This window comes from Enterococcus sp. S86.2, assembly GCF_059834485.2.
In genome coordinates this window covers 1336234-1359678 of sequence record NZ_CM206813.1, presented here as the reverse complement: position 1 = coordinate 1359678, position 23445 = coordinate 1336234, and the positions used below count along the sequence as shown (strand labels likewise).

Genomic DNA, 23445 nt, shown 5'->3' with positions numbered 1-23445 from the left:
AATTTCTAAATAAAAAAATCGTGAAAACCAGCTTTAGCTAATCTTCACGATTTTTTTATTTTGTAATGAGATTTTGTAACTGATTAAAATCAGTAACGTAGTAATCTGCGGGGATATTTTTTAATAAGCCTTCATTATCAAAAAAGATGGTTTTTAACCCTGCCTGTTTACCCGCAGTAATATCTAAAAGCCGATCACCTACCATCACCGTTTGCATTTTTATTAACTGATATTTGGCAAGCAAATAAAGCAACGCCTCTGGATTCGGTTTTCTTGCAAAATTATTTTCTTCGCCGACAATTTCAACAAAAAAATCAGTCAATTGGTAATAGGCCAATAATTTTTTGGTGGATGCAACAGTTCGATGGGTCATAATAAAATTTTGTCCACCCTGCTCTTTTACAGCCGATAACATTTCTCTTACGCCCTTAAAAGGATGCGGCCATTTATCCATCTGATCTTCATATTGATGAAATCGCTTGGAAAAATCAACAAAGTCTAAGTCATAGCGTTCTGTGACGGCTTTTGAAGATTTTTCTTTTAGAAGACGATAAATTTCTTCTTTTGGAGGATTTAGACCTTCTTCTTGCAAAACTTTTAAAATAGCTTTTAACATATTGGGGTACGTATCAAATAAAGTACCGTCAAAATCCCAAATAAAATCTTTCATTTTCATCAACCTTTAGTTTTTAAATGAATGGATTGGGGCTGGAATACGGCCGCCCCGCGCGATAAAATCAGCACTTTTAGCCGGATTAACTTTCATTACTGGCGCACGACCCAACAAGCCACCAAATTCTACCATGTCTCCAACTTTTTGTCCTTTAGCTGGAATTATCCGAACTGCAGTGGTCTTATGATTAATCACGCCAATCGCTGCCTCATCGGCAATCATTGCCGCAATCGTTTCAGCAGTCGTATCACCAGGAATAGCAATCATATCTAAACCAACTGAACAAATTGCCGTCATTGCTTCTAATTTTTCTAAATTCAATAATCCGTTTTCAACAGCTTTAATCATCCCTGCATCTTCAGAAACTGGAATAAAAGCACCCGATAATCCACCGACATGATTACAAGCCATAACGCCACCTTTTTTTACAGCGTCATTTAAAAGTGCCAAAGCTGCAGTTGTGCCGTGGGTTCCAACTGATTCCAAACCCATTTCCTCTAAAATTAAAGCCACGCTGTCTCCTACAGCAGGCGTTGGTGCTAATGACAAATCGACAATACCAAAGGGTACACCTAAACGTTTTGAAGCAACTTGTCCGACCATTTGACCCATACGCGTAATTTTAAAAGCAGTTTTCTTAACAGTTTCAGCTACGACATCAAAAGATTCGCCCTTCACCTTTTCTAATGCTCGTTTTACAACGCCGGGACCACTGACACCAACATTAATCTCACAATCAGCTTCACCAACGCCGTGAAAGGCGCCAGCCATAAATGGATTATCCTCAACTGCATTAGCAAAAACAACTAATTTGGCACACCCCATATCAGAAGCATCCGCAGTTTTTTTGATTGTTTCCCCCATTAATTTAACTGCATCCATATTAATTCCCGCCCGGGTAGAACCGATATTAACCGAAGAACAAACAAATTGCGTTTCTTTTAACGCCTCTGGAATTGAAGCAATCAACGCCTCATCTGCACCTTGATATCCTTTTTCAACTAAAGCTGAAAAGCCACCAATAAAGTTTACACCTAAAGCAATTGCTGCTTTATCTAAAGTTTTTGCAAAAGGAATGCAATCTTTTGTTCCACTTGCAGCAGCAATCAGTGAAATCGGTGTTACAGAAATACGTTTATTAATAATAGGAATACCAAATTCCGTTTCAATATCTTCTCCTACTTTTACCAAGTCGAAAGCTTTAGTTGTAATTTTTTGATAAATATTGTCACAAGTCTTTTTGACATCGCCGCTGATACAATCTAGTAAAGAGATTCCCATTGTGATCGTACGTATATCCAGGTTTTCTTCTTCTACCATGCGAATGGTTTCTAAAATCTGATTTGTCTCCATGGTTATAACCCCTTACTATAATTTATGCATTGCATTAAAAATTTCTTCATTTTGAATGTTAATTTTGACACCTAAACTATCTCCAACTAAGTTAAGTGCCTTTTTGATACTTTCAAACTCTGCGGTTTGTTTTAACTGTAACATCATGGTCATTGTAAAATAATCTTCCATAATCGTTTGGGAGACATCTAAAATGTTAATATCTAAGTCAGCCAACTTTTGGCTGACGCCGGCAATGATTCCCACCTTGTCTTGTCCGATTACTGTTAAAATAGCTTTCATAAAAATACCTCCTGTTTTTTTCGAGTATAGCAAAAAAAGGTTGTCCTTTCGACAAAAAAGTGAACATAATTAAATTATCAGCTTGAAAAGTTCGTGTTTATAGCAACTTTTTCGCGATTATTTGCAGCTTATCGTCGAATTCATAAACAATTGGTGCAGCATTGGGAATTGCAATCGTATCCATCTCATTTTCTGGAACAGCTTCTAAATATTTCACTAATGCCCGTAAACTGTTGCCATGTCCAGCTATTAAAATATTCTTACCCTCTAACAATAGCGGTACAATTTGATCTTGCCACAATGGAATAACCCGTTTAACCGTTAAGTCAAGACTTTCTCCTTTTGGTAGATCTTGGGTTGCCAAATTTTGATAACGGCGATCAAAATTTCCTGCATATTCTAATGGTGGCATTTCAAAATATCCCCGCCGCCATTTTTTTACTTGTTCTGCGCCATAAATTGCTGTCATTTCATCTTTATTCTTACCAATTAAAGCACCATAATGTCGTTCATTTAAGCGCCAAGTTTTTATTAATGGCACCCACAATTGATCGCTTGCTTCTAAAACCAATTGACTTGTTAAAATGGCACGTTGTAAAACAGAAGTAAAAACGGCATCAAATTGCAGCTGAGCCATTTTTATTTTATTTCCAGCTGCTTTTGCCTGCTCTTCACCTTTTTTTGTTAAGGGGACGTCCAGCCACCCCGTCCAATAATTTTCAAAATTTGCAATACTTTCACCGTGGCGTATCAATACAACTTTCATCTTGCCGCCTCCTTAGCTCTATTATCCCAGTAATAAAAAGAAATGTCATGAAAAAAATGAAAATTCTTGCAAAACCTCTTTGAAAAGGCTTGTATTTAATAGTCGTTATGCTACCATTTACTTTGCTTAGGTAACAAGTTTGAATTAAAAATAAATTTACAAAAAAATAGGAGTAAATAAATGAAAGATTTGACAAAAGGAACACCGGCCAAACTGATTTTTATGTTTACGATTCCATTATTTGTAGGGAATATCTTCCAACAGTTTTACAATATGGTAGACATGATCATTGTCGGTCAAACAATCGGCAAAGATGCTTTAGCCGCTGTAGGTTCAACAGGGAGCATTACTTTTTTAATCATTGGTTTTGCCCAAGGTTTAACCGCAGGGCTTTCCATTATTACTGCCCAACGTTTTGGTGCAAAAGATTACAAAGGAGTCAAAAAAAGTTTTGCTGCAAGTCTTGTGATTAGTTTAATCGTTACCCTTATTTTGACGGTTTTGAGTTTAGTTTTTCTACGCCCTTTACTGCATATTATGCAAACTCCACCAGAAATTTTTGATCAAGCGGAAGAATTTATCTCCGTTATTTTGGGCGGGATGTTTGCAGCCATGGCTTTTAATCTTTTGAGTAATATGGTGCGGGCGTTAGGGGACAGTCGTACGCCGTTATTCTTCTTGATTTTTGCTGTCATCATCAACGTGGTATTAGATCTAATTTTCATTACTAAGTTTAATATGGGTGTATCAGGCGCTGGTTATGCAACAGTTATCGCCCAAATGTCAGCTAGCTTGATGTGCTTTATTTATATTAAACGCCGTATCCCACTTTTACAAATTAGCAAAAATGATTTCAAAAACTTAAAAGACGAATACCGTGTTCATTTAAATGCCGGTCTACCAATGGCCTTTCAAGCTTCCATTATCGCTATTGGGGCAGTTATTTTACAGTCGGCGCTAAATAGTTTGGGAACAGATGCAGTAGCAGCTCAAGCTGCTGCCGGACGGATTGATCAATTTGCAACTCAGCCGATGATGAGCTTTGGCGTGACAATGGCCACCTTTACCGCCCAAAATTACGGGGCAAAAGAATATGGGCGCATTCTAGTAGGGGTCAAGCAATGCTTAATTATGAGTATTATTTTTAGTATTGTTGCAGGCATTGTCGTAATTTTATTTGGTGATTCCTTTGTTGCATTATTTGTTAGTCGTAGTGAGACGAAGGTTTTTGAACTTTCTCGTATTTACTTTTTAATCGTCGCTAGTCTTTATTGGATTTTGGCTATTCTTTTTATTTTACGGTATACGCTACAAGGCTTGGGGCAGACCAAAATCCCCACAATCGCAGGTATCATGGAATTGATTATGCGTTCTTTTGCTGCAATTGTTTTAACTCACTACTTCCAATATCCCGGGGCAGCTGCTGCTTCTCCACTTGCTTGGGCTGGATCAGTCGTTGTTTTATTGTACTCTTATGTTAGAGCGATGAAAGATTTACGTCGTTTAGATCATGAGCAAAAAGCGCAATTACCAAACTAAACCCTGCAATTAAAAAATCACCAGCTAGTATTTCTTACTCTTTTTAAAGACTAAGAAATACCAGCTGGTGATTTTACTTTTTTACTACACTAATCTAATAATTGATCCATATCGACTACTTTACGATAAGAATTAATTTCTGTGATTCCCATTACCTTATCAATATCAATACTAAAGCAAATTCCGTTACCGGGCTCGCTAATTTTAATCCCTTTACCAATAGCATCCATTACTTCATTTGTTAAAGTATCTGGCACCAAAGTCAAAACAACATCTTTTTCAGGTTCAATTTCAATCCCGAAAAACTTTCCTTTATCATGAGAGCCAGATCCTTTACCATGAAGCAAAGTTCCGCCATTTGCTCCGGCTAATTTTGAATAATTAATGACCTCATCGCCAATGCCACGGTCTACAATCGTAATAATCATCTCAAGGTTCAAAGCTACTGGTTTGTTCATTTTTCAGCCTCCATTTTCACTGCTTTTTGTTCTGCTCTTTTTTTATAAATATATCCTAGTGCTAAGGTGGATAAAATCGGTGTTAAGGCAATTAAGGCCACCACACCAAAACCATCAATCAACGGGCTACGCCCTTCAATTTCAGCCGCAATTGCAACGGCCATTGATAAAATAAAGGTTGAACACATCGGTCCAGTTGCCACCCCGCCATTATCAAATGCCATGGCCAAAAACATTTTGTCAACTTTACGTCCCAAAATAAAGACTGCAATATAGCCCGGAATAAGAAAGTAATAAAGGCTAAATCCTGCCAGTAAACGCCACATCGACAAACTAACCGCTGCCCCAATTCCAAGCGACACGACAGCTAATAGTACCTTGCCGCGTACCGTTCCACCACTTTCTTCTTCCACTTGTTTGACCATCACGTGAATTGCAGGTTCAGCAAATCCTACCAAAAAACCCATTAAAAATCCCAGGGGAATTAAAATCCAATTGTAATCCAGTTGTGCAATTTCACTTCCTAAATATTGCCCCACTGGCACATAAGCAATGTTAACACCGTGCAAAAATAAAATTAACCCTACTGTCGTAATCAAAAAACCTTTTAAAATCTGACTGAATTTCTTTTTACTCAGCTTAAAGCTAGTGAAATTTAACAAGACAAATAAAAAGACAATTGGAAAAATTGCAATTAAGACATCTTTAATCATTTCAGTGAAGCCGGTAAAGACTTGTTGTAAAAAAATCATTGGAAAATCACCCCCAAAACCATTACCGCAAGTATTGGACCTAAAGAAGAAACGCCTACCATACCAAAACTATCGTTTTCTCCTTTTCCTTGATGAATCATACTCGTCAACCCACTGGCCAATGCTAAAATAAACGGTACTGTAACCGGACCTGTGGTAACGCCGCCGGCATCAAAAGCGATCGGCATAAATTCCGGGCTGGTAAAAAATGAGGCGATAAAGACTGCAACATAGCCAATTAACATCATGTGATAATAAGACAGACGAAACACTGTTCGTAACAAGGCAAAAGCCAGAAATATTCCCGTACCGACGCTTACTACCCCAATCAGAACAGCTTTAGTAATCGTACCCTCTGAGATTTCTGTCACTTGTTGTGCCAAAACCTGGACAGAAGGCTCGGCAATTGTTATCCCGATGCCAATTGAAAAGCCCAGACTAATCATGATTGCTAAACTGCGGCGTTTGATCATATATTCCCCTACTAATTCGCCAACTCGCAACATCGAATATTCCGCACCAAATAAAAACAGCGTCATGCCAATCATCATAATTCCTGCCCCAACAATAAAAGTAGCCAGGTCTTCAAAAGGTAACGGCGCAAAAATAAAAGTCAAAATGACAATTAAAACTGTCATCGGTAAAATAGCAACAATCACTTCTTGAAAATTTTTTCGCATATGGTCCCTCCTTAAAAAAATTTTCGATACTTTTGCCAAAAAAGTACCTAATAATTTAAGTATACAATAAAATGACAAACAAAAAACAAAACCATGTCTATTTTTTAATGATTATCACTTTTTCCTCATATATTTATTACGTAGCAGGCTTGTCTGCAAAAACAAAGCAAAAAAGCACAAGCCAGTCTTTTTCAATATGAAAGACTGGCTTGCGCCTCTAATTATAATTTTTAAATTAATTATCTAAAATGGTTACTTGCACTTGTCGGCGGCCCCAAACATCACATTGTGCGGCTGTCGGAAAATGAACGTCAATAATATTTCCTTGAATTGCAGAACCCGTATCAACTGCGTAGGCCTCGCCATAACCTTCAACATATAAATGGGTACCTAAAGGAATAACGCTAGGATCAACGGCAACTGCCATCGGATTTTCCAAAAGATTTTGACCAGTCGCAGTCACTGTGCCTCCACCTAAAGCATCAGCCGGATCAGAGCTATATGCAGTTGACTCCATCGTGATTGTACGACCAGAGTAGGCTGTATTCGTTGTTGCTGCTGAACTTTCTTCTTGGCTCGTTGTTTGATCAGCTGGTGCAGCAGTAGTGTCTGATGAAGTTGTAACATCTTTATCTGTATCAAATTTCAATACTTGTCCATCAATGATTAAATCAACGTTTGTAATTTTATTTGCTGTTGCAATTGCTTGAACATGATCTGTGTCACCATAGTATTTCAAAGAGATACTTGTTAATGTATCTGAACTTGTAACGGTATGTTCAACTTCGGCGGCATTGGCATTAACACCAAAGGCTGCGACACCGGCTAGAATTGCTGTTGTTGCAAAAAGTGATTTTACTAATTTCATCTATAAGTTGCTCCTTTATTGTTTCAATATTCGTCTCAAACGACTTGTATATCATAACAAGGAGCAGCGATTTATAGGTGACAACGCCGTAACAGAATATTTCAGTTTCACAAAAATTATTACAAAAAACCAGCTTTATTAAAAAAAAGGCGGTCTATTCCTTTTATCTTTTGAATTATTTCCTTCAAAAATTTTCTGACAATTGTCATATAACAACCATAATTTAAGTGATAAAAATTAAGAAAACATTAATCGTAAAATGAAAACCTTACTTTCAACCTAAAAATTACAAAAATATTATTTTGTTACTCTATTTTGTAATGTAATATCCCTTTCTACTATCGTTTCTTACGCCAACCTTTGATTAACTTTTTCAATAAAATCGTGCCACACACAATCAAGGTGACATTTTCAATGGTTTTTCTTTCAAAAGTCAATTGATAATGGAAATCTTTATTTTTAACTTCTACTTTCAAATTTCGACCTCCTAAAAATCGGATACTATTTTTTGTTCAACTTATGGCGATTTAACCATTTAATTGATGTGATTTACTTTTTTTACTTTATGCGCAACAGGAAAAATTCAGACTAGTTTTCATACTTTTGAATTTTTTCTGTGTATTCCCGAATAACCGTTGCAGAGTGATGGAATTTTGCTTCTTCTTCTGCAGTCATATGAATTTCTAAGATATCAAAAACACCCGAGCGATTTAAAACAGCTGGAACACCAGCAAAAATTCCTGTTTCATCGTACTCACCTTCCAATAAAGTTGAAACCGGAACAATTGAGTTTTCGTCATATAAAACAGCTTTAATAATCCCCACGCAGGCAGATGCAATCCCATAATAAGTTGTTCCCTTACGGTTATAGATCTCCCAACCTTCTTGTGTAGTTTTATAAACTATCTCATCTAAGTCTACATCTCCTACTAATTCCGTATTATCAGCGATGATATCTGTAAATGATTTTCCCGCTACCGTTACTGTTGACCAAGGTACCATTAAAGAATCCCCATGCTCACCTAGAGCGTATGCATATACACTTCTCGGATCAACATCAACTAAATCTGCTAAAAAGTTTTGTAAGCGAGCGGAATCAACAGAAGTTCCAGAACCAATAACTTGGTTTTTGGGTAGCCCTGATAATTTATAAACCAAATGTGCTAACATATCGACTGGATTAGAAACAACAATAAAAATTCCATCAAAACCACTTGCCATGACAGGTTCCACAATCGATTTAGCAATTTTGGCACTAATATCTAAGGTATCCAATCGCGTTTGTCCTGTTTTTGGCGGTGCGCCGGCAGTAATAACGACAATATCTGCATCTGCACAATCTGTGTATGTGCCAGCTTTTACCCGCACATTCCGACCTAAAAAACGAATGGAATTTCGCAAATCCCGTACTTCACCTGACGCTTTTTCAGCATTTATATCAACCATTAACACTTCATCACAAACACCTTGGGTAATGAGACTAAAGGCAGTTGAAGAACCCACCAGACCACTACCAATAATTGCAACTTTAGATTTATTTATTCGCATATCTTCACCTCAAATTTATTTTGAATACATCATCATGTTATCAAAAGCGCGTCAAACTGACAAAGCATTGACGTTATTCACTGTCAAAAAATATTTTCTGAAATTTTCTTGACTTGAATACTACTTTTCGCTAAACTAACAACAGTTAAATATCTTGGGAATGATGTTCTCCCTTGGAATTATCCAAAACCGCTATTAAAGCTAATGACTTCTGCAAGTTTATTTGTAGAACCATTAGCTTTTTTTTGTGTTTATTTTGCGAAAACATCAACCCAGATATTTCATCACATTATTTTTAGGGGGATTTAAATGTTCGAAAAAACAGTAGTAAAAATGGTAAAAGAAAGTGGCATTTTTTACGGTGCGGTTTTCATTGTTGCACTTATTACCGGGACCGTCTCTCATTTTTTATTAGCCGGTTTAGCTTGGGTGGGAAGTTTCCGAGATAGCCATGCCTATCTCCTATATTTTTTACCAATACTGGGGGTCCTAACTGCCTATATATACCAAAATTATGGCAAAGGCGCAGATAAGGGTAACAATTTGATTATTGAAAGTATTCAAAAAGAAGCTCGTGTACCAGTCAGAATGGGATTTTTTACTTTTATCTTTACAATTTTATCCCATTTATTTGGTGCCTCTGTTGGTCGTGAAGGCAGTGCTGTACAAATTGGCGGTGTTGTTTCAAACAAATTAGGCTTACAATTAAAATTAAATAAAAAAAACCGCAAACTATTAATTCACGCGGGTATCAGTGCCGGTTTTGCCTCGATCTTTGGTACTCCTTTAGCTGGAGCATTTTTTGGCATGGAAATGGCGTATATTGGAAAAATAGAGCGCAACGCTTTACTAGCTTGCTTTACAGCTGCATACGTCGGCAATTTTACAGCGTTAATTTGGGGTACCAGTCATAGTCATTATCATATTGAGGAATTAACAAGCATTACACCCCGCTTTATTTTAGTATTTATTGTTGCAAGCATTGCCTTTGGTTTAGCTGGACGACTGTTTGCCTACTTAACTCACAGCTTTAAAAAGTTTTATCGCCAAGCTCTTCCCCATTTTTTAATACGAGCATTTATTACAGGTGCGATTGTAGTTATCCTAATGCTCCTTTTGCAAGGAGAAAAATATGAAGGATTGAGCCTTTGGATGATAAAGGATGCCTTTTTAGGACTTGCATCTGTAAAACAGGCCTTGTTTAAATTATTGTTTACTAGTTTAAGTTTGGGGGCAGGTTTTCAAGGTGGTGAAGTGACACCATTATTTGATATCGGGTCTGCTTTAGGATCTGGAATTGCTACCAGTTTTCAACTTTCACCTAGCTTATTTGCTGCCATTGGTATGATTTGTGTCTTCGGTTGTGCTGCTAACGCTCCTTTAACGACAATTATGTTGGGGATTGACTTATTCGGCGCAAAAATGCTGCCTTTTTATGTAGCAAGTGCTTTTATTAGTTATTTCATATCCGGTCATCAAGGGATTTATACGTCTCAACTTATTGTGCGACCAAAATCTGTTCTTTTAAAAAAGCACGTTGGCTATCGCTTATCTGAAATTCCCAAAAAAGGAGCCTCAAATGAAAACTAATCCGGAAAAAATCTTCCTCACAAAATTATTCGGCAGTAAGCGTCTTCATACTTTGCATTTTAACAAAACCGGTACAAGGTACTTTCACATCAAAGTCTTTGACGGTACGGTGCAGGCAATTCATAACAGCTATAGTTTAGACACCAGAAATTGGTTAGATAATCCCAAACATACTAAACCCTATCAATCCCAGCATATCTTAAAAGCTGGCGAAGAAAAAATTATTAAATATGAAATTGGTAAAGTTCACGAACAGCACGATAAAGTCTTCGTAATAAATCATCATTTGTTTAAATCAGCTAGCTTCTCCATTCGTGAAATTACTGATTAAACATAAACTTCTTTTATATAAAAAAAGCCAGCTTTGCTTACGGCAAAACTGGCTTTTTACTATTTCTTCAAATCTGCTAATTGGCTGTATACTCCGGTTCTTTCTTCCATATCTTGAACCGTTTGCTCTAACATTTCATCCACCTCTTCAGTTGATGATTTAATGTTGCGCAAAGCAGAAAAACGAACTTGATTTTCTAAAAATTCATTCATCTTGGTAAAATCAACTTTTTTAAAGTCAATTCGCATTGGATCTTTACCTTTTTCCCGTAAGCGCGGATCATAACGATACAATTGCCAGTAACCACTTTCAACAGCAGCCTTACTTTCTTTAATAGACTGGCTCATACCACCTTTAATTCCGTGGTTAATACAAGGGGTATAACCAATGATAATTGAAGGGCCCGGATAAGCTTCGGCTTCCATAATGGCTTTTAAAGCTTGTTTGGCGTTAGCCTCGATTGAAATTTGAGCGACATAAACATCTTGATAAGCAATCGCCATCATACCCAAATCTTTTTTCTTCGTTTTCTTCCCACCAGCAGCAAATTTTGCAATCGCAGAAGTTGGCGTTGCTTTGGACATTTGTCCACCTGTATTGGCATATAATTCATTATCCATTACAAAAATATTAACATCGGCCCCAGTTGCTAAAATGTGATCGATTCCAGAATAACCAATATCATAAGCCCAACCGTCACCACCAATAATCCACTGGCTTGGTTTAACAAACATATCTTGGTATTTTAATAATGGTGCTACAGCAGCGCTATCCGTTTCTGTTTTTAACGCTGAAATAACTTTTGCTGCCCGTTGTTGTGTACCACTTCCATCGTGGATATGCTCCAACCAATCAGTCAGCAAAGTTGTAGTTTCTTTTGAAACAGAATTTTGCTGTAAAATACTTTCCACTGCCGTTGCCAAACGCTTGCGTTTTGTTTCATTGGCGATATACATCCCCAAACCAAACTCTGCATTATCTTCAAACAAAGAATTAGACCAAGCAGGACCACAACCACTTGCATTTGTTGTATATGGTGTAGCCGGTGAAGAGCCTCCCCAAATAGAAGAACAACCAGTTGTATTGGCAATCATCATACGATCGCCGTACAATTGCGTTAATAATTTGATATATGGCGTTTCGCCACACCCGGCACAAGCCCCAGAAAATTCCAATAGCGGTTGTTCAAATTGGGAACCTTTAACAGACTCTTTTTTCACAGGATTTGCTTTTTGCCGTAAAGTCATCGCAAAAGCCCAGTTCATTGCTTCATCTTTCATTTCTTCATAAGGTTTCATGACTAATGCTTTTCCTTTAGCTGGACAAGCTTCAACACAAAGACCACACCCCGTACAATCTTCGACAGATACTTGAATACGATATTCTAAACCATCTGCACCGCGCATTTTCCGCGTGATAAAACCTGCCGGTGCCTCTTTTGCTTCTTCTTCATCCGCTAAGAAAGGACGAATCGCAGCATGGGGACAAATGAAGGCACATTCGTTACATTGCGTACAAGCATCTGGTAACCATTCTGGTACTTCTAAAGCGATACCCCGCTTTTCGTAAGCCGCAGAACCCATTGCCATCGTGCCACCTAACATATCGTTATCCATCAAGTCTTTAACCGATAGGCTGTTTCCTTCTTGTCGGTTAATCGGTTCTAAGATGTTGCGAATATAAGCCGGTTTATTCATATCATCTTTTGGATTTCTACTTGGCACTTCAATATCAGCCCACTCTTTTGGCACCTCAACTTTTGTTAAAGCTGCAAAAGTTTCGTCAATGGCATTCCAGTTATTTTCAACGAGTTTCATTGATTTTTTACCATAGGCATTTTGTACTTCTTGTTTTAATAAAGGTAAGAAAGTTTCACGTTGCATAATATCAGTTACTTCAAAGAAGGCAGCCGAACATACCGTATTAATGCGACGACCAAGTCCATTTTTAATGGAAATATCCATTGCATTGATAATATAAAATTTAATATTATGGACAGCCAAATACTTCTTCAAGCGACTTGGTAAGTTCTTTTTAACTTTTTCTTCATTCCAAACCGTGTTAAGTAAGAATGTTCCGCCGTCTTTTAAACCTTTTAATAACTCATACTGATGAATATAGGCGCTATTATGACAAGCGATGTAATCAGCTGACTCCACATTATACGTAGAACGAATTTCATGATCACCAAAACGCAAATGCGAGATTGTTAGCCCACCAGATTTTTTGGAGTCATAAGCAAAATAAGCTTGCGCATATTGCTCCGTATTATTCCCAATAATTTTAATAGCTTGTTTATTGGCTCCAACTGTACCATCTGAGCCAAAGCCCCAAAACTTCGCTTGGAAAGTACTAGGCGATGTTAAATCCAAAATTTCTGATTGTGGTAAAGATAAATGTGTCACATCATCTTTAATACCAATTGTAAAGCGGTATTTTAACTGCTCTGGTGGTAATAATAAATGATCAAAAACCGTGACAATTTGATCTGGTGTCACATCTTTTGAAGCAATCCCATAACGACCACCAATTACAATTGGACGATTAACATGACGATACAAAACACTTTGCACGTCTAGCAATAAAGGTTCACCATCTGAACCCGGTTCTTTGGTCCGATCCAAAACAGCAATCCGTTCAACTGTATCAGGTAAATTTTGCAACATATTTTCTGCCGGGAAGGGACGATATAAATGAATATTTAAATGCCCTACTTTACGGCCTTGCTTATTTAAATAATCTACTGTCTGCTGGATTGTTGGCGAAGCAGAACCCATGGAAATAATAACTTCAGTAGCGTTGGGATCGCCATAATAATTCGTTAAATCATAATCAGTCCCCCGCAAAGCGTTAATTTTACCCATGTATTTTTGTACAACTGATAAGATATTATCATAATACTGGTTAACAGTTTCTCGTTGTTGGAAATGAATATCCGGATTTTGAGCAGTCCCAGAAACAGTTGGGTGATTAGGATTCATACCTCTTTGTCGGAATTTATCCAATTCTTCCCAATTTACCATTTCTTTTAAATCGTCATAATCCAATACCTCAATTTTTTGTAACTCATGACTGGTGCGGAACCCGTCAAAAAAGTTCATAAAAGGCAAACTACCTTCAATTGAAGCTAAATGTGCCACAGCCGACAAATCCATTACTTCTTGCACGCTAGATTCAGCCAGCATACAAAATCCCGTTTGTCTGGCAGCCATCACGTCACTATGATCGCCAAAAATTGATAAAGCATTCGTAGAAACAGCTCTGGCAGCGACGTGAAATACTGTCGGCAAAAGTTCTCCTGCAATTTTGAACATATTGGGAATCATCAAAAGTAAGCCTTGTGATGCTGTATATGTTGTTGTTAATACCCCTGTTTTCAATGAACCGTGAACAGTACCTGCTGCTCCTGCTTCAGATTGCAATTCAACTAAATTAACGGTCTCGCCAAAAATATTGCGTTGATCATTAACAGAAGACCACTCATCAACCATCTCAGCCATTGTTGAACTTGGTGTAATCGGATAAATTGCGGCAACTTCAGTAAAAGCATATGAAATATAAGCAGCTGCGGTATTACCATCCATCGTTTTCATTTTTTTCATTCCAGTCACCTCACTTATAAATTATGACAAATCGCCATAAATACTTTGTTATTATACATGGACTTTTTGATTTTGGATATAGCTGTCAATTTGCGTTGCAGCAACTTTGCCGGCACCCATCGCCAAAATAACCGTTGCCGCCCCTGTTACAATATCTCCCCCAGCAAAAACACCTGGAATATTCGTCTCTCCTGTTTTAACATCGGCATCAATATAACCCCAGCGGTTTAGCTGTAATGCAGGGAACGTATCCAGCAAAACTCGGTTAGAGCCTTGACCGATTGCCTCAATTGCCGTATCAGCAGTAATAATAAATTCACTATTAGGAATCACCTCTGGGCGACGGCGTCCAGATTCATCGGCTTCACCTAATTTCATTTTCACACATTTTACAGCTTTCAATTTACCGGTGCCATCATTGAGATATTCAATTGGATTTGTTAGCCAATGATAGTTAATTTCTTCTTCAACAGAATGGTGATATTCTTCTTCTCTAGCGGGTAACTCTTCTTTTGAACGACGATAGATAACTGCAACATTCTTAGCACCTAACCGCTTGGCCGAACGCGCGGCATCCATCGCTACATTCCCGCCACCAATCACAACAACGTTTTTTGAAGCTTGAACAGGTGTATCGTAATTAGGAAAATCATAAGCTTTCATCAAATTAATTCGCGTCAAATATTCACTTGAACTATAAACACCATTTAATGAAGTACCAGGAATATTCATAAAGTTTGGTGCACCTGCTCCAACAGATAAATAGCATGCGTCAAATTCAGCTTGAATTTCTTCCATCGTAATTGTTTTTCCAACCACAACATTTGTCTCAATTTTTACGCCTTGAGCTATAATTGTTTCAATTTCTTTTTCTACAATTTTTTTAGGTAGACGAAACTCAGGAATTCCATAAGTTAAAACCCCACCTGGTGCATGCAGAGCCTCAAAAATCGTAACATCATAACTAAGTTTTGCTAAGTCACCTGCTGCTGTTAACCCAGAAGGACCTGAACCAATGACTGCGACTTTTCCTTTATCTTTTTTATTAGTCACAGTCTCAATTGGTTGTTGAAGTGCCCAATCAGCTACTAAGCGTTCTAATTTACCAATTGCAACTGGCTCGAATTTCTTTGAACGTCCCAGGCGACAAGTCATTTCACATTGTTTTTCTTGCGGGCAGACGCGTCCGCAAATTGCAGGCAAGTTCGTATATTTACTTAATACTTCATGAGCAGCTTTCATATCGCCTACTTCAATATGTTTAATAAAACCTGGAATATCAATCATTACTGGGCAATTTTGAATACAGGGTGCATTTTTACACTGTAAACAGCGCGTTGCTTCTAATTGTCCTTCTTCTAAGGTGTATCCTAAAGCAACTTCAGAAAAATTTTGATTGCGAATTTCAGGAGCCTGCTCACGCATCGGCGTCTTAGTATAACTACGCTTAGCCATTCAGCATTCCTCCTTCATATACAGTATCAGCAAGTTTTTCTTCATTGCGGTATTGTTGCATCCGATTAACAAATTCATCCCAATCAACCTTGGCACCTAAAAATTCTGGTCCATCGACACAGGCAAATTTAATTTGATCATCGACTGTTACGCGGCAACCACCACACATCCCCGTTCCATCAACCATGATTGGATTTAAGGAAACAAAAATCGGTACACCAGCTTCATTAGCACTTAGAGTAGAGAATTTCATCATCATACTAGGTCCGATGGCCCAAGCAGTGTCAATTTTCTCTTTGGCAAAAACTGCTTTCATTGCGTCCGTCACTAAACCTTTTTGTCCTAGAGTACCATCGTCTGTCATCAAGTAAAGTTCATCGGAATATTTTTCACATTCATCGGCAAGAATCATTAGCTCTTTACTCTTAGCTCCTAAAACCGTAATAACCTTATTTCCTGCTATTTTTAACGCTTTGACAATTGGAAACAGTGCGGCAATGCCAACTCCGCCACCAACTAATAACACCGTCCCGTACGTTTCAATTTCCGTTGCTTTTCCCAAAGGCCCCACAATATCAGTCAAACTATCCCCGGCTTGTAACTTTGCTAAAGCAGCTGTAGATTTACCAATGACTTGAAAAATTAAACGAACTAATCCTTTTTCAGGTTCCACATCCACAACCGTTAGTGGAATCCGTTCACCTTTATCATCAATTCGCAAAATGACAAATTGACCAGCTTGTGCTTTTTGTGCAATTCGTGGTGCCTCAACAAAAATTTCAAATTCAATTGGATTTAATTCATTTCTCTCAACTATTTTAAACAACGAAAATCATACCCCTTTTCTAACTTACGCTTTTGTTAAGGCTGTCACAAAAGCTTTTAACACCTCTTCATCTTCATCATCTGCATCATTTTCAATTTTGACTAATTCCGCGCCTCGTTTTGCCCCTGTTTTTTCAAAAGCTTGGTCAAAGTCAATTGCTGCTTGACAGAAATAATCTGGATATAATTCGCTGTCACCAGATCCGACAACACCAAAGACTTTACCATCTAAGTTAAAATCTGGTAATTCATCATAGAAATCTTCCAAATCAAAAGGAATTTCCCCATCACCATCTGTATACGTTGCAACGACACAAATATCTGCATCATCAAAAGTCGCATCATCGGCGTCATCTGCTTCGATTCTTTCAACATCAATATCCAGTGCTTTAAAAGCATCTTCTAAAATTTCTGAAATTCCTTCTGTATTCCCTGTTGCACTTGCATAAACGATTTTTGCTACTGCCATTATTGTTCCTCCTCATATGTTTAAAAAATGATTTTTTCAATTAAAAATTTCTTTATAGTAATTAATACTTAATCACATTTTACTTCATTCTTGTTAAGAACTAAACAAAATTTGACATCTTTTTTTTCTTTTATTCATTTTTTACCAGCATTTCCACACATTTTTTCATTTAAAATAACTTTTATTATACAAATTTATCTAAATCTTCACATAATTTGTTACAATAAAGAAAACGCTTTTTTGAAAGGGTGTCTACTATGAACAACTTAAAACTAAGTCAAACCCGATTTATTACGCAAACTGCTTTTATGATTGCGTTAACAGTCATTTTTCAAGTCGCTACTATCGGCTTTGGGCAATTGGTAACTGGTAGCTTAGTCAATTTGATTTTGATTGTAACAGTAGCTCTCACCGGAGAAATTAGTGGGCTAGTAGTAGCCCTGCTCTCACCAATCTTTGCCTTCTTTTTAGGAATTGGGCCTCAGTTTCCGCAATTGATTATCTGTATTATGCTTGGAAATGCCGTACTTGTTACAACTTGGTTTTTCCTGCTTAAAAATCAAAGCACTTATCGTTTTTCTCGTTTAATTTTTTCTGCCGTTAGTGGTGCCATTTTGAAATTTTCTGTCTTATGGCTGTTAGTTGTTAAACTTGTACTCCCTTTCTTCTTAGTTGCTAAAATACCAACGCAATCTGTTCAGACACTGACACAAATGTTCAGTTTGCCACAACTTATCACTGCCTTAATTGGCGGAGTTGTTGGGAGCATAGTTATTCCTCAATTAAATAGAATTTACCGTCGTAGCATTCAAACAAATTAATAATCCCGCTTTTACCCAAAGCAACGCTAGCCTAGCTAAAAGCGACGCAAAATGACTAGATCAGATATTTTTTTGATTTTAGCCATCAGTTGTCATTTAACTTCCATGGCCTGGTGATAAGACGTATGCAATAACGCGTGGGCCTTGTCACTTCCTGGCGCCACAAGAAATTCCTCATACAATCGTTTTACCACCGGGCTTTCATGGGAGCGACGCAAAACTTTTCTTTCATCTTCGGAGTAAAGCGCTTGAGCACGCAAGCTATTTAAATCAACAAAATTACGCACAGAAGCTGGTTGAACCGGTTGTCCTCCACCATTAATACATCCTCCAGGACATCCCATTATTTCAACAAAGTGATAGGTTTTTTCACCTGTTTGAATTTTTTCTTCAATTAAACGTTTGGCATTTCCTATTCCTGAGGCAACAGCGATATTAATTTTTTGGCCACCTAGATTGTAACTGGCTTCTTTGATGCCTTTCATCCCCCTCACTTCCTTAAATGATAAAGGTGTCACTTTTTGACTTGCTAACTTTTCAACTGCAGTTCGTAACGCTGCTTCCATTACACCACCTGTCGCACCAAAGATATACCCAGCTCCGGTTGCTTCACCTAGCGGATGATCAAATTTGGCATCTGTTAACTCTTTAAATTTAATCCCTCCGCGCTCAATCATCCGGGCCAATTCCCGTGTCGTAAGAGCAACATCTACATCGGGAAATCCAGCTGCTGCTTCATCTTCTCTAGTTACTTCAAATTTTTTAGCCGTACATGGCATAATGCCTACGACAAAGATATCAGCCGGATTTAAATTCATTTTTTTGGCGTACCAAGTCTTCGTTAAGGCCCCAAACATTTGTTGCGGTGATTTACAGCTGGATAAATTTTTTATCAGTTCAGGATGATAAGATTCACAGTACTTTACCCATCCTGGCGAGCAAGAAGTAAATAACGGGAATGGCCCATTATTTTTGATTCTTTCAATAAACTCGTGAGCTTCTTCCATAATGGTAAAATCTGCCGCCACATTCGTATCAAAAATTTTATCGAAGCCCAATTTTCGCAACGAAGCGACCATTTTCCCTTCAACATTACTACCAATAGGCATACCAAAAGCCTCACCTAAGGTTACGCGAATAGAGGGTGCCGTTTGGACCACTACAAATTTGTCTTTATTTTCCAATGCCTGCCAGACGAGATCCGTTTGATCTTTTTCATGAATCGCACCAGTTGGACAAACAACAATACATTGCCCACAGGAAATGCAAGCCACCTCTCCTAGACTTAAATCATACGCAGAACCAATATGCGTATTAAAACCACGTTCATTTGCACCAATTACACTAATTGCCTGGCATTTTTCACAAGCTGCAACACAGCGTTTACACAAAATGCACTTATTATTATTACGCACCATGTGAACCGCACTATCGTCAAAGGCGTATTCCTTATTTTCACCGTTGTAATAGTCTTCATCATCAACGTTAAACTCTTTACACAGCCTTTGTAATTCACAATTGCCGTTGCGAAGACACGATAAACATTTTCGCTCATGAGTGGACAAAATTAGTTTCAAGGTCAATTTTCGTGATTTAAATACCCGTTGTGAATTTGTTTTGATTTTCATCCCCGTTTGAATCGGATAAACGCAGGCAGTCACCAAATTTTTTATACCTTCTACTTCTACCACACAAATACGACAAGCGCCGATTTCGTTAATTTCTTTTAAAAAACATAGGGTCGGAATTTCAATATCATGAAGACGCGCCGCTTCTAAAATCGTCATTCCCGCTGGTGCATAATAAGATTTCCCATTAATAAAAATTTCGATTTCTTTCATCTGCTTAACCTCCTAATGCACACTAATAGCAGCATAACGGCACGTATCGATACATAAACCGCACTTAATACAAAGCGATTGCTCAATTTCATGAACTTTTTTGACTTCACCAAAAATAGCTGATACGGGACAATTTTTGGCGCACGCCGTACACCCTGTACATTTGTTTGGATCAATTGTATATTGAATTAAATTTTTACATACTCCGGCTGGACAACATCTTTTGTTGACATGAGCTAAATATTCTTCTTTAAAATAGTGATAAGTAGATAAAACAGGATTAGGTGCAGTTTGTCCTAAGCCACATAATGAACTTTCTTTGACGTGATAACACAATTCCTCCATTTTATCTAAATCTGCCAATGTAGCTTTTCCCAATGTAATTTTTTCTAAAATTTCCAAAAGGCGTTTGGTACCAATCCGGCAAGGGGCACATTTACCACAGCTTTCTTCTACTGTAAATTCCAAGAAAAATTTAGCAATATCCACCATACAGTTCTCTTCATCCATTACAATGAGTCCCCCTGAACCCATCATAGAGCCAATGTTCATTAAGTTATCATAGTCAATGGGGATATCATAGTGTTCCTTAGGAATACAGCCACCAGAAGGACCACCTGTTTGCGCCGCTTTAAAAGCTTTTTGTTCGGGAATACCGCCACCAATATCCTCAACAATTTCTCTTAATGTCGTCCCCATTGGAATTTCAACTAATCCGGTATTTTGAATTTTACCGCCTAATGCAAAAACTTTTGTCCCCTTTGCATTTTGCGTTCCCATTTGGGCAAACCATTTTGGTCCTTTAACAATAATTTGCGGAATATTCGCATAGGTTTCCACATTATTCACGATTGTCGGTTTACCAAAAAGTCCTTTTATCGCTGGAAATGGCGGCCGCGGCCGCGGTTCACCACGATGACCTTCAATGCTTTCAAGCAGCGCTGTTTCTTCGCCACAGACAAAAGCGCCAGCACCAAGACGTAATTCGATTTGAAAAGAAAAGCCACTGTCTAAGATGTTTTCTCCCAATAAACCATTTTCTCTTGCGGCTTTAAGTGCAATTTCTAATCGTTCAACGGCGGTTGGATATTCTGCCCGAACATAAATGTAACCTTTATTAGCACCAATCGTGTAGCCGGCAATCGCCATTGCTTCTAACACTACATGAGGATCTCCCTCTAAAACTGAACGATCCATAAAAGCTCCTGGATCACCTTCATCCGCATTACAAATCACATATTTTTCATTACCAGCGCTATTTTTAGCAAAAGTCCATTTTAAAAAAGTGGGAAACCCTCCGCCCCCACGCCCACGAATACCTGAATCTTCTAGTATTTTTAAAACATCATCAGAGGTATAGTCGTGTAAAACTTTCGCTAAAGCTTCATAACCATCAAATGCGATGTATTCTTCAATTTTTTCTGGATCAATTCGACCACAATTCCGCAGCGCCACTCGTTTTTGTTTGTGATAAAAAGGAGTATCTAAAAGTTTTTTAATCACTTCTTTTGTTTTGTGATCATGATACAGAAGTTTTTCAACTGGCTGACCTGCGACTAAGTGTTTTTCAACAATTTTTTTGGCGTCCTTAGGCTTAACTTGATGATAAAAAGTTCCTTCTGGGTAAACAATAACTATCGGCCCTTGGGCACAGAGACCAAAACAGCCAGTGGCAACTACCTGCACATTATCTTGCAGCTCATTTTTTATCAATTCGTCTTCTAACACCTCTATAAAAGCACGACTTTTAGAAGACAAACAACCGGTGCCGGCACATACTAAAATTTCGCGCCTATTGCTTATTGTAGCTGTTTTTTGTGTTCGCAAAGCTACTTGTTGTTGATATTGTACCTTTACTGCTTTTAATTCTTGCCAATTTTGCATCTTTACACCCCACACCCCAATCTTTACTTGTTGCCTTCAAGTGCTATCTTTTGGTAGCTTGCTAAAACTTTATCGCCTTTTTTCTTAGTCAAACGACCATAAACCTCTTCATTGACTGTCAATACCGGCGCTAAGCCACAAGCACCTATACAGCGACATGATTCCAACGTAAATTTACGATCTGTACTTGTTTTGCCCGCACTAATCTTAAGTGTAGTTTCATAGGAGTCTAAAATATTTCCTGCGCCTTTTACATAACAAGCAGTTCCCATACACACACTGATGGTATATTCACCTTTTGGGACAAAGGTGAATTGGGAGTAAAAGGTAGCTGTGCTGTATAATTTTTCTAAAGGTACTTGTAACTCTTTTGCGATAACTTGTAATACTTCGATTGGCAAATACCCATATATTTGTTGTGCTGTCTGTAACGCTGTCATTTGCGCGCTTGGCTGATTTTTTAATTCTTCCAAGCGCACCAGCAGCTCTTGTCTCTGAGATACTGTTTCAACAAATTCAAAATCAACTGCTTTTTTTTCCACCGTTACTCCTCCTTTTTGCATAAAAACGCTTACATTTTCATTTTAGCAAAAAGACAGATAAAAATGCTCAATGTATCACAAATTATTTCGATTTATCGTTGAGATTTGTTCTCACTAAACACATAAAATCCTTTAAAACAAATAAAAAAAGAAGCTTACCCATTGTCGTGACGCCGAAAAATTAGCTTTTTTGGTCACAACGTTTTAGTAAACTTCTTTTTCTTTATTTTTTAAAATAGTCTTGTGTGTCTTTTTCATCTTGCTTTAATTGTGTAATCAATCCATCAGCACCGTCAAATTTTACTTGCTCACGGATTAGATGGTTGAAACGAACACGTACCGTTTCCCCATAGATATCTTTGTTAAAATCTAAGATAAAAACCTCAACTGTCAATTTTCTTCCTTCACCAAAAGTGTCGTTATGGCCAATGGAGCTCATTGCTTTATACCATTTGCCGGCTACTTTGATTTCTGAAACATAGACGCCTTCTTTAGGTAAGCGAACGCTGGCTTTAAAACGAATATTAGCTGTCGGATAGCCAAGCGTGCGACCACGGGCTTCTCCATGAACCACTAAACCTTCAATTTCGTAAATATAGCCCAATAGCCGTGTAACTTCTTCCATATTGCCTTCATCCAATAGATCGCGAATTCTAGTAGAACTGATTTTATCACCAGCTAAAGTTTCTTTTGCAACAGTGATAATTTCAAAACGATCTTTGGCGTATTGAGGCAAGTGAGAGACATCTGCAATATCTTTTGGACCATAAGTATAATCAAAACCACTGACAGCAGCCACTGCATGTAGTCCCACAATATACTGATCGACAAAATCTTGCGGTTTTAAATAAGCAAAATTAGAGGTGAATTCAATTTCATATAAATAGTCCACACCCAAACGCTCCATGTGATACTCTTTTTGCTTTAAGGTCGTCAAATATTTCAAATTTTCTCCTTCTTGTTTTTTAAACACGACAGAAGGATGTTGGTTAAATGTCATTACGGCCAGTTTAACCCCTTTTTCTTCAGCTAATTTTTTACCAGCTAAAATAACTTTTTGATGCCCGCGATGAACGCCATCAAAAAAACCCAGTACTAACACAACTGGCTCGTTGGGAATTTGCTCTTTTGTATAAGGGTGATGAATTTGGATAATTTTCACAATA

At 37.8% G+C, this 23445-nt stretch carries 22 protein-coding genes and 1 riboswitch; of the genes, 4 read left to right on the top strand and 18 right to left on the bottom strand.

Features of this window, described 5'->3' with window-relative positions; translation table 11 throughout:
- Window positions 1–55: 55 nt before the first annotated feature.
- From AC6R0T_RS06385 to AC6R0T_RS06370, 4 genes are all read right to left on the bottom strand, one after another.
- Complete coding sequence (locus tag AC6R0T_RS06385; protein ID WP_303754258.1) at window positions 56–670, bottom strand: HAD-IA family hydrolase; 615 nt, start codon at window positions 668–670, stop codon at window positions 56–58.
- A gap of 12 nt (window positions 671–682) precedes the next feature.
- A complete protein-coding gene (locus AC6R0T_RS06380; RefSeq protein WP_206904110.1) occupies window positions 683–2026 on the bottom strand; it encodes a PFL family protein in 1344 nt (447 codons plus the stop codon).
- A gap of 15 nt (window positions 2027–2041) precedes the next feature.
- Window positions 2042–2308: an ACT domain-containing protein gene (locus AC6R0T_RS06375; protein ID WP_206904108.1), complete on the bottom strand. Its 267-nt coding sequence runs from the start codon at window positions 2306–2308 to the stop codon at window positions 2042–2044.
- A 97-nt stretch (window positions 2309–2405) separates the two neighbouring features.
- A complete protein-coding gene (locus tag AC6R0T_RS06370; RefSeq protein ID WP_230708457.1) occupies window positions 2406–3074 on the bottom strand; it encodes a 2,3-bisphosphoglycerate-dependent phosphoglycerate mutase in 669 nt (222 codons plus the stop codon).
- A 180-nt stretch (window positions 3075–3254) separates the two neighbouring features.
- Between AC6R0T_RS06370 and AC6R0T_RS06365 the strand changes: the two genes are divergently transcribed.
- Window positions 3255–4613 (top strand): MATE family efflux transporter, encoded by a 1359-nt coding sequence (locus tag AC6R0T_RS06365; RefSeq protein WP_303754259.1) that lies wholly within the window; start codon window positions 3255–3257, stop codon window positions 4611–4613.
- 89 nt (window positions 4614–4702) lie between these two features.
- On the opposite strand, the gene AC6R0T_RS06360 is transcribed toward AC6R0T_RS06365, so the two are convergent.
- From AC6R0T_RS06360 to AC6R0T_RS06335, 6 genes are all read right to left on the bottom strand, one after another.
- Window positions 4703–5071: a P-II family nitrogen regulator gene (locus AC6R0T_RS06360; RefSeq protein WP_206904098.1), complete on the bottom strand. Its 369-nt coding sequence runs from the start codon at window positions 5069–5071 to the stop codon at window positions 4703–4705.
- The gene (locus tag AC6R0T_RS06355) at window positions 5068–5823 is read right to left on the bottom strand and encodes a DUF1538 domain-containing protein (protein ID WP_206904096.1); all 756 of its coding nucleotides are present in this window, start codon (window positions 5821–5823) and stop codon (window positions 5068–5070) included. The genes AC6R0T_RS06360 and AC6R0T_RS06355 overlap by 4 nt, the downstream gene beginning before the upstream one ends.
- Window positions 5820–6503 carry a DUF1538 domain-containing protein gene (locus tag AC6R0T_RS06350; protein WP_230708461.1) on the bottom strand — a complete coding sequence of 228 codons (684 nt, stop codon included), beginning with the start codon at window positions 6501–6503 and terminating at the stop codon, window positions 5820–5822. Before AC6R0T_RS06350 ends, AC6R0T_RS06355 begins: the two co-directional genes overlap by 4 nt.
- A 235-nt stretch (window positions 6504–6738) precedes the next feature.
- Window positions 6739–7371: a 3D domain-containing protein gene (locus tag AC6R0T_RS06345; RefSeq protein WP_303754260.1), complete on the bottom strand. Its 633-nt coding sequence runs from the start codon at window positions 7369–7371 to the stop codon at window positions 6739–6741.
- Window positions 7372–7709: 338 nt separating this feature from the next.
- A complete protein-coding gene (locus AC6R0T_RS06340; RefSeq protein WP_206904085.1) occupies window positions 7710–7847 on the bottom strand; it encodes a hypothetical protein in 138 nt (45 codons plus the stop codon).
- A 112-nt stretch (window positions 7848–7959) separates the two neighbouring features.
- Window positions 7960–8919: an L-lactate dehydrogenase gene (locus AC6R0T_RS06335; protein ID WP_230708465.1), complete on the bottom strand. Its 960-nt coding sequence runs from the start codon at window positions 8917–8919 to the stop codon at window positions 7960–7962.
- 147 nt (window positions 8920–9066) lie between these two features.
- Window positions 9067–9140: riboswitch (Fluoride riboswitch) on the top strand.
- Window positions 9141–9228: 88 nt separating this feature from the next.
- Here AC6R0T_RS06335 and AC6R0T_RS06330 point away from each other — a divergent pair.
- The gene (locus AC6R0T_RS06330) at window positions 9229–10509 is read left to right on the top strand and encodes a chloride channel protein (RefSeq protein WP_303754261.1); all 1281 of its coding nucleotides are present in this window, start codon (window positions 9229–9231) and stop codon (window positions 10507–10509) included.
- Window positions 10499–10840, top strand: coding sequence for a hypothetical protein (locus AC6R0T_RS06325; protein ID WP_303754262.1), 342 nt, complete (start codon window positions 10499–10501; stop codon window positions 10838–10840). Before AC6R0T_RS06330 ends, AC6R0T_RS06325 begins: the two co-directional genes overlap by 11 nt.
- 59 nt (window positions 10841–10899) lie before the next feature.
- Here AC6R0T_RS06325 and nifJ read toward each other — a convergent pair whose 3' ends face one another.
- From nifJ to AC6R0T_RS06305, 4 genes are read right to left on the bottom strand one after another with little or no spacing between them, the layout of a single operon-like run.
- On the bottom strand, window positions 10900–14442 hold the full coding sequence (gene nifJ / locus AC6R0T_RS06320; protein ID WP_303754263.1) for a pyruvate:ferredoxin (flavodoxin) oxidoreductase: 3543 nt from the start codon (window positions 14440–14442) through the stop codon (window positions 10900–10902).
- 51 nt (window positions 14443–14493) lie between these two features.
- Window positions 14494–15897: an NADPH-dependent glutamate synthase gene (gene gltA / locus AC6R0T_RS06315; protein ID WP_303754264.1), complete on the bottom strand. Its 1404-nt coding sequence runs from the start codon at window positions 15895–15897 to the stop codon at window positions 14494–14496.
- Window positions 15890–16723: a sulfide/dihydroorotate dehydrogenase-like FAD/NAD-binding protein gene (locus AC6R0T_RS06310; RefSeq protein WP_206904065.1), complete on the bottom strand. Its 834-nt coding sequence runs from the start codon at window positions 16721–16723 to the stop codon at window positions 15890–15892. The genes gltA and AC6R0T_RS06310 overlap by 8 nt, the downstream gene beginning before the upstream one ends.
- 24 nt (window positions 16724–16747) lie before the next feature.
- Window positions 16748–17191, bottom strand: a complete 444-nt coding sequence (locus AC6R0T_RS06305; RefSeq protein ID WP_206904064.1) for a flavodoxin — start codon at window positions 17189–17191, stop codon at window positions 16748–16750.
- 257 nt (window positions 17192–17448) lie between these two features.
- On the opposite strand from AC6R0T_RS06305, the gene AC6R0T_RS06300 reads away from it, so the two are divergent.
- Window positions 17449–18012, top strand: a complete 564-nt coding sequence (locus AC6R0T_RS06300; RefSeq protein WP_206904063.1) for an ECF transporter S component — start codon at window positions 17449–17451, stop codon at window positions 18010–18012.
- A 92-nt stretch (window positions 18013–18104) separates the two neighbouring features.
- Here AC6R0T_RS06300 and AC6R0T_RS06295 read toward each other — a convergent pair whose 3' ends face one another.
- The 4 genes from AC6R0T_RS06295 to ribF form a co-directional block, all read right to left on the bottom strand.
- Complete coding sequence (locus AC6R0T_RS06295) at window positions 18105–19853, bottom strand: NADH-dependent [FeFe] hydrogenase, group A6 (protein ID WP_303754265.1); 1749 nt, start codon at window positions 19851–19853, stop codon at window positions 18105–18107.
- 12 nt (window positions 19854–19865) lie between these two features.
- Window positions 19866–21737: an NADH-quinone oxidoreductase subunit NuoF gene (locus AC6R0T_RS06290; RefSeq protein WP_303754266.1), complete on the bottom strand. Its 1872-nt coding sequence runs from the start codon at window positions 21735–21737 to the stop codon at window positions 19866–19868.
- A 23-nt stretch (window positions 21738–21760) separates the two neighbouring features.
- Window positions 21761–22279: an NADH-quinone oxidoreductase subunit NuoE family protein gene (locus AC6R0T_RS06285; RefSeq protein WP_282461238.1), complete on the bottom strand. Its 519-nt coding sequence runs from the start codon at window positions 22277–22279 to the stop codon at window positions 21761–21763.
- A gap of 223 nt (window positions 22280–22502) precedes the next feature.
- Window positions 22503–23441, bottom strand: a complete 939-nt coding sequence (gene ribF / locus AC6R0T_RS06280; protein ID WP_206904057.1) for a riboflavin biosynthesis protein RibF — start codon at window positions 23439–23441, stop codon at window positions 22503–22505.
- Window positions 23442–23445 lie beyond the last annotated feature (4 nt).

What these genes read in the sequence shown, in the direction of transcription:
- AC6R0T_RS06385 (WP_303754258.1), bottom strand. Translation starts at nt 670, where the DNA reads ATGAAAGATTTTATTTGGGATTTTGACGGTACTTTATTTGATACGTAC.
- AC6R0T_RS06380 (WP_206904110.1), bottom strand. Translation starts at nt 2,026, where the DNA reads ATGGAGACAAATCAGATTTTAGAAACCATTCGCATGGTAGAAGAAGAA.
- AC6R0T_RS06375 (WP_206904108.1), bottom strand. Translation starts at nt 2,308, where the DNA reads ATGAAAGCTATTTTAACAGTAATCGGACAAGACAAGGTGGGAATCATT.
- AC6R0T_RS06370 (WP_230708457.1), bottom strand. Translation starts at nt 3,074, where the DNA reads ATGAAAGTTGTATTGATACGCCACGGTGAAAGTATTGCAAATTTTGAA.
- AC6R0T_RS06365 (WP_303754259.1), top strand. Translation starts at nt 3,255, where the DNA reads ATGAAAGATTTGACAAAAGGAACACCGGCCAAACTGATTTTTATGTTT.
- AC6R0T_RS06360 (WP_206904098.1), bottom strand. Translation starts at nt 5,071, where the DNA reads ATGAACAAACCAGTAGCTTTGAACCTTGAGATGATTATTACGATTGTA.
- AC6R0T_RS06355 (WP_206904096.1), bottom strand. Translation starts at nt 5,823, where the DNA reads ATGATTTTTTTACAACAAGTCTTTACCGGCTTCACTGAAATGATTAAA.
- AC6R0T_RS06350 (WP_230708461.1), bottom strand. Translation starts at nt 6,503, where the DNA reads ATGCGAAAAAATTTTCAAGAAGTGATTGTTGCTATTTTACCGATGACA.
- AC6R0T_RS06345 (WP_303754260.1), bottom strand. Translation starts at nt 7,371, where the DNA reads ATGAAATTAGTAAAATCACTTTTTGCAACAACAGCAATTCTAGCCGGT.
- AC6R0T_RS06335 (WP_230708465.1), bottom strand. Translation starts at nt 8,919, where the DNA reads ATGCGAATAAATAAATCTAAAGTTGCAATTATTGGTAGTGGTCTGGTG.
- AC6R0T_RS06330 (WP_303754261.1), top strand. Translation starts at nt 9,229, where the DNA reads ATGTTCGAAAAAACAGTAGTAAAAATGGTAAAAGAAAGTGGCATTTTT.
- AC6R0T_RS06325 (WP_303754262.1), top strand. Translation starts at nt 10,499, where the DNA reads ATGAAAACTAATCCGGAAAAAATCTTCCTCACAAAATTATTCGGCAGT.
- nifJ (WP_303754263.1), bottom strand. Translation starts at nt 14,442, where the DNA reads ATGAAAAAAATGAAAACGATGGATGGTAATACCGCAGCTGCTTATATT.
- gltA (WP_303754264.1), bottom strand. Translation starts at nt 15,897, where the DNA reads ATGGCTAAGCGTAGTTATACTAAGACGCCGATGCGTGAGCAGGCTCCT.
- AC6R0T_RS06305 (WP_206904064.1), bottom strand. Translation starts at nt 17,191, where the DNA reads ATGGCAGTAGCAAAAATCGTTTATGCAAGTGCAACAGGGAATACAGAA.
- AC6R0T_RS06300 (WP_206904063.1), top strand. Translation starts at nt 17,449, where the DNA reads ATGAACAACTTAAAACTAAGTCAAACCCGATTTATTACGCAAACTGCT.
- AC6R0T_RS06295 (WP_303754265.1), bottom strand. Translation starts at nt 19,853, where the DNA reads ATGAAAGAAATCGAAATTTTTATTAATGGGAAATCTTATTATGCACCA.
- AC6R0T_RS06290 (WP_303754266.1), bottom strand. Translation starts at nt 21,737, where the DNA reads ATGCAAAATTGGCAAGAATTAAAAGCAGTAAAGGTACAATATCAACAA.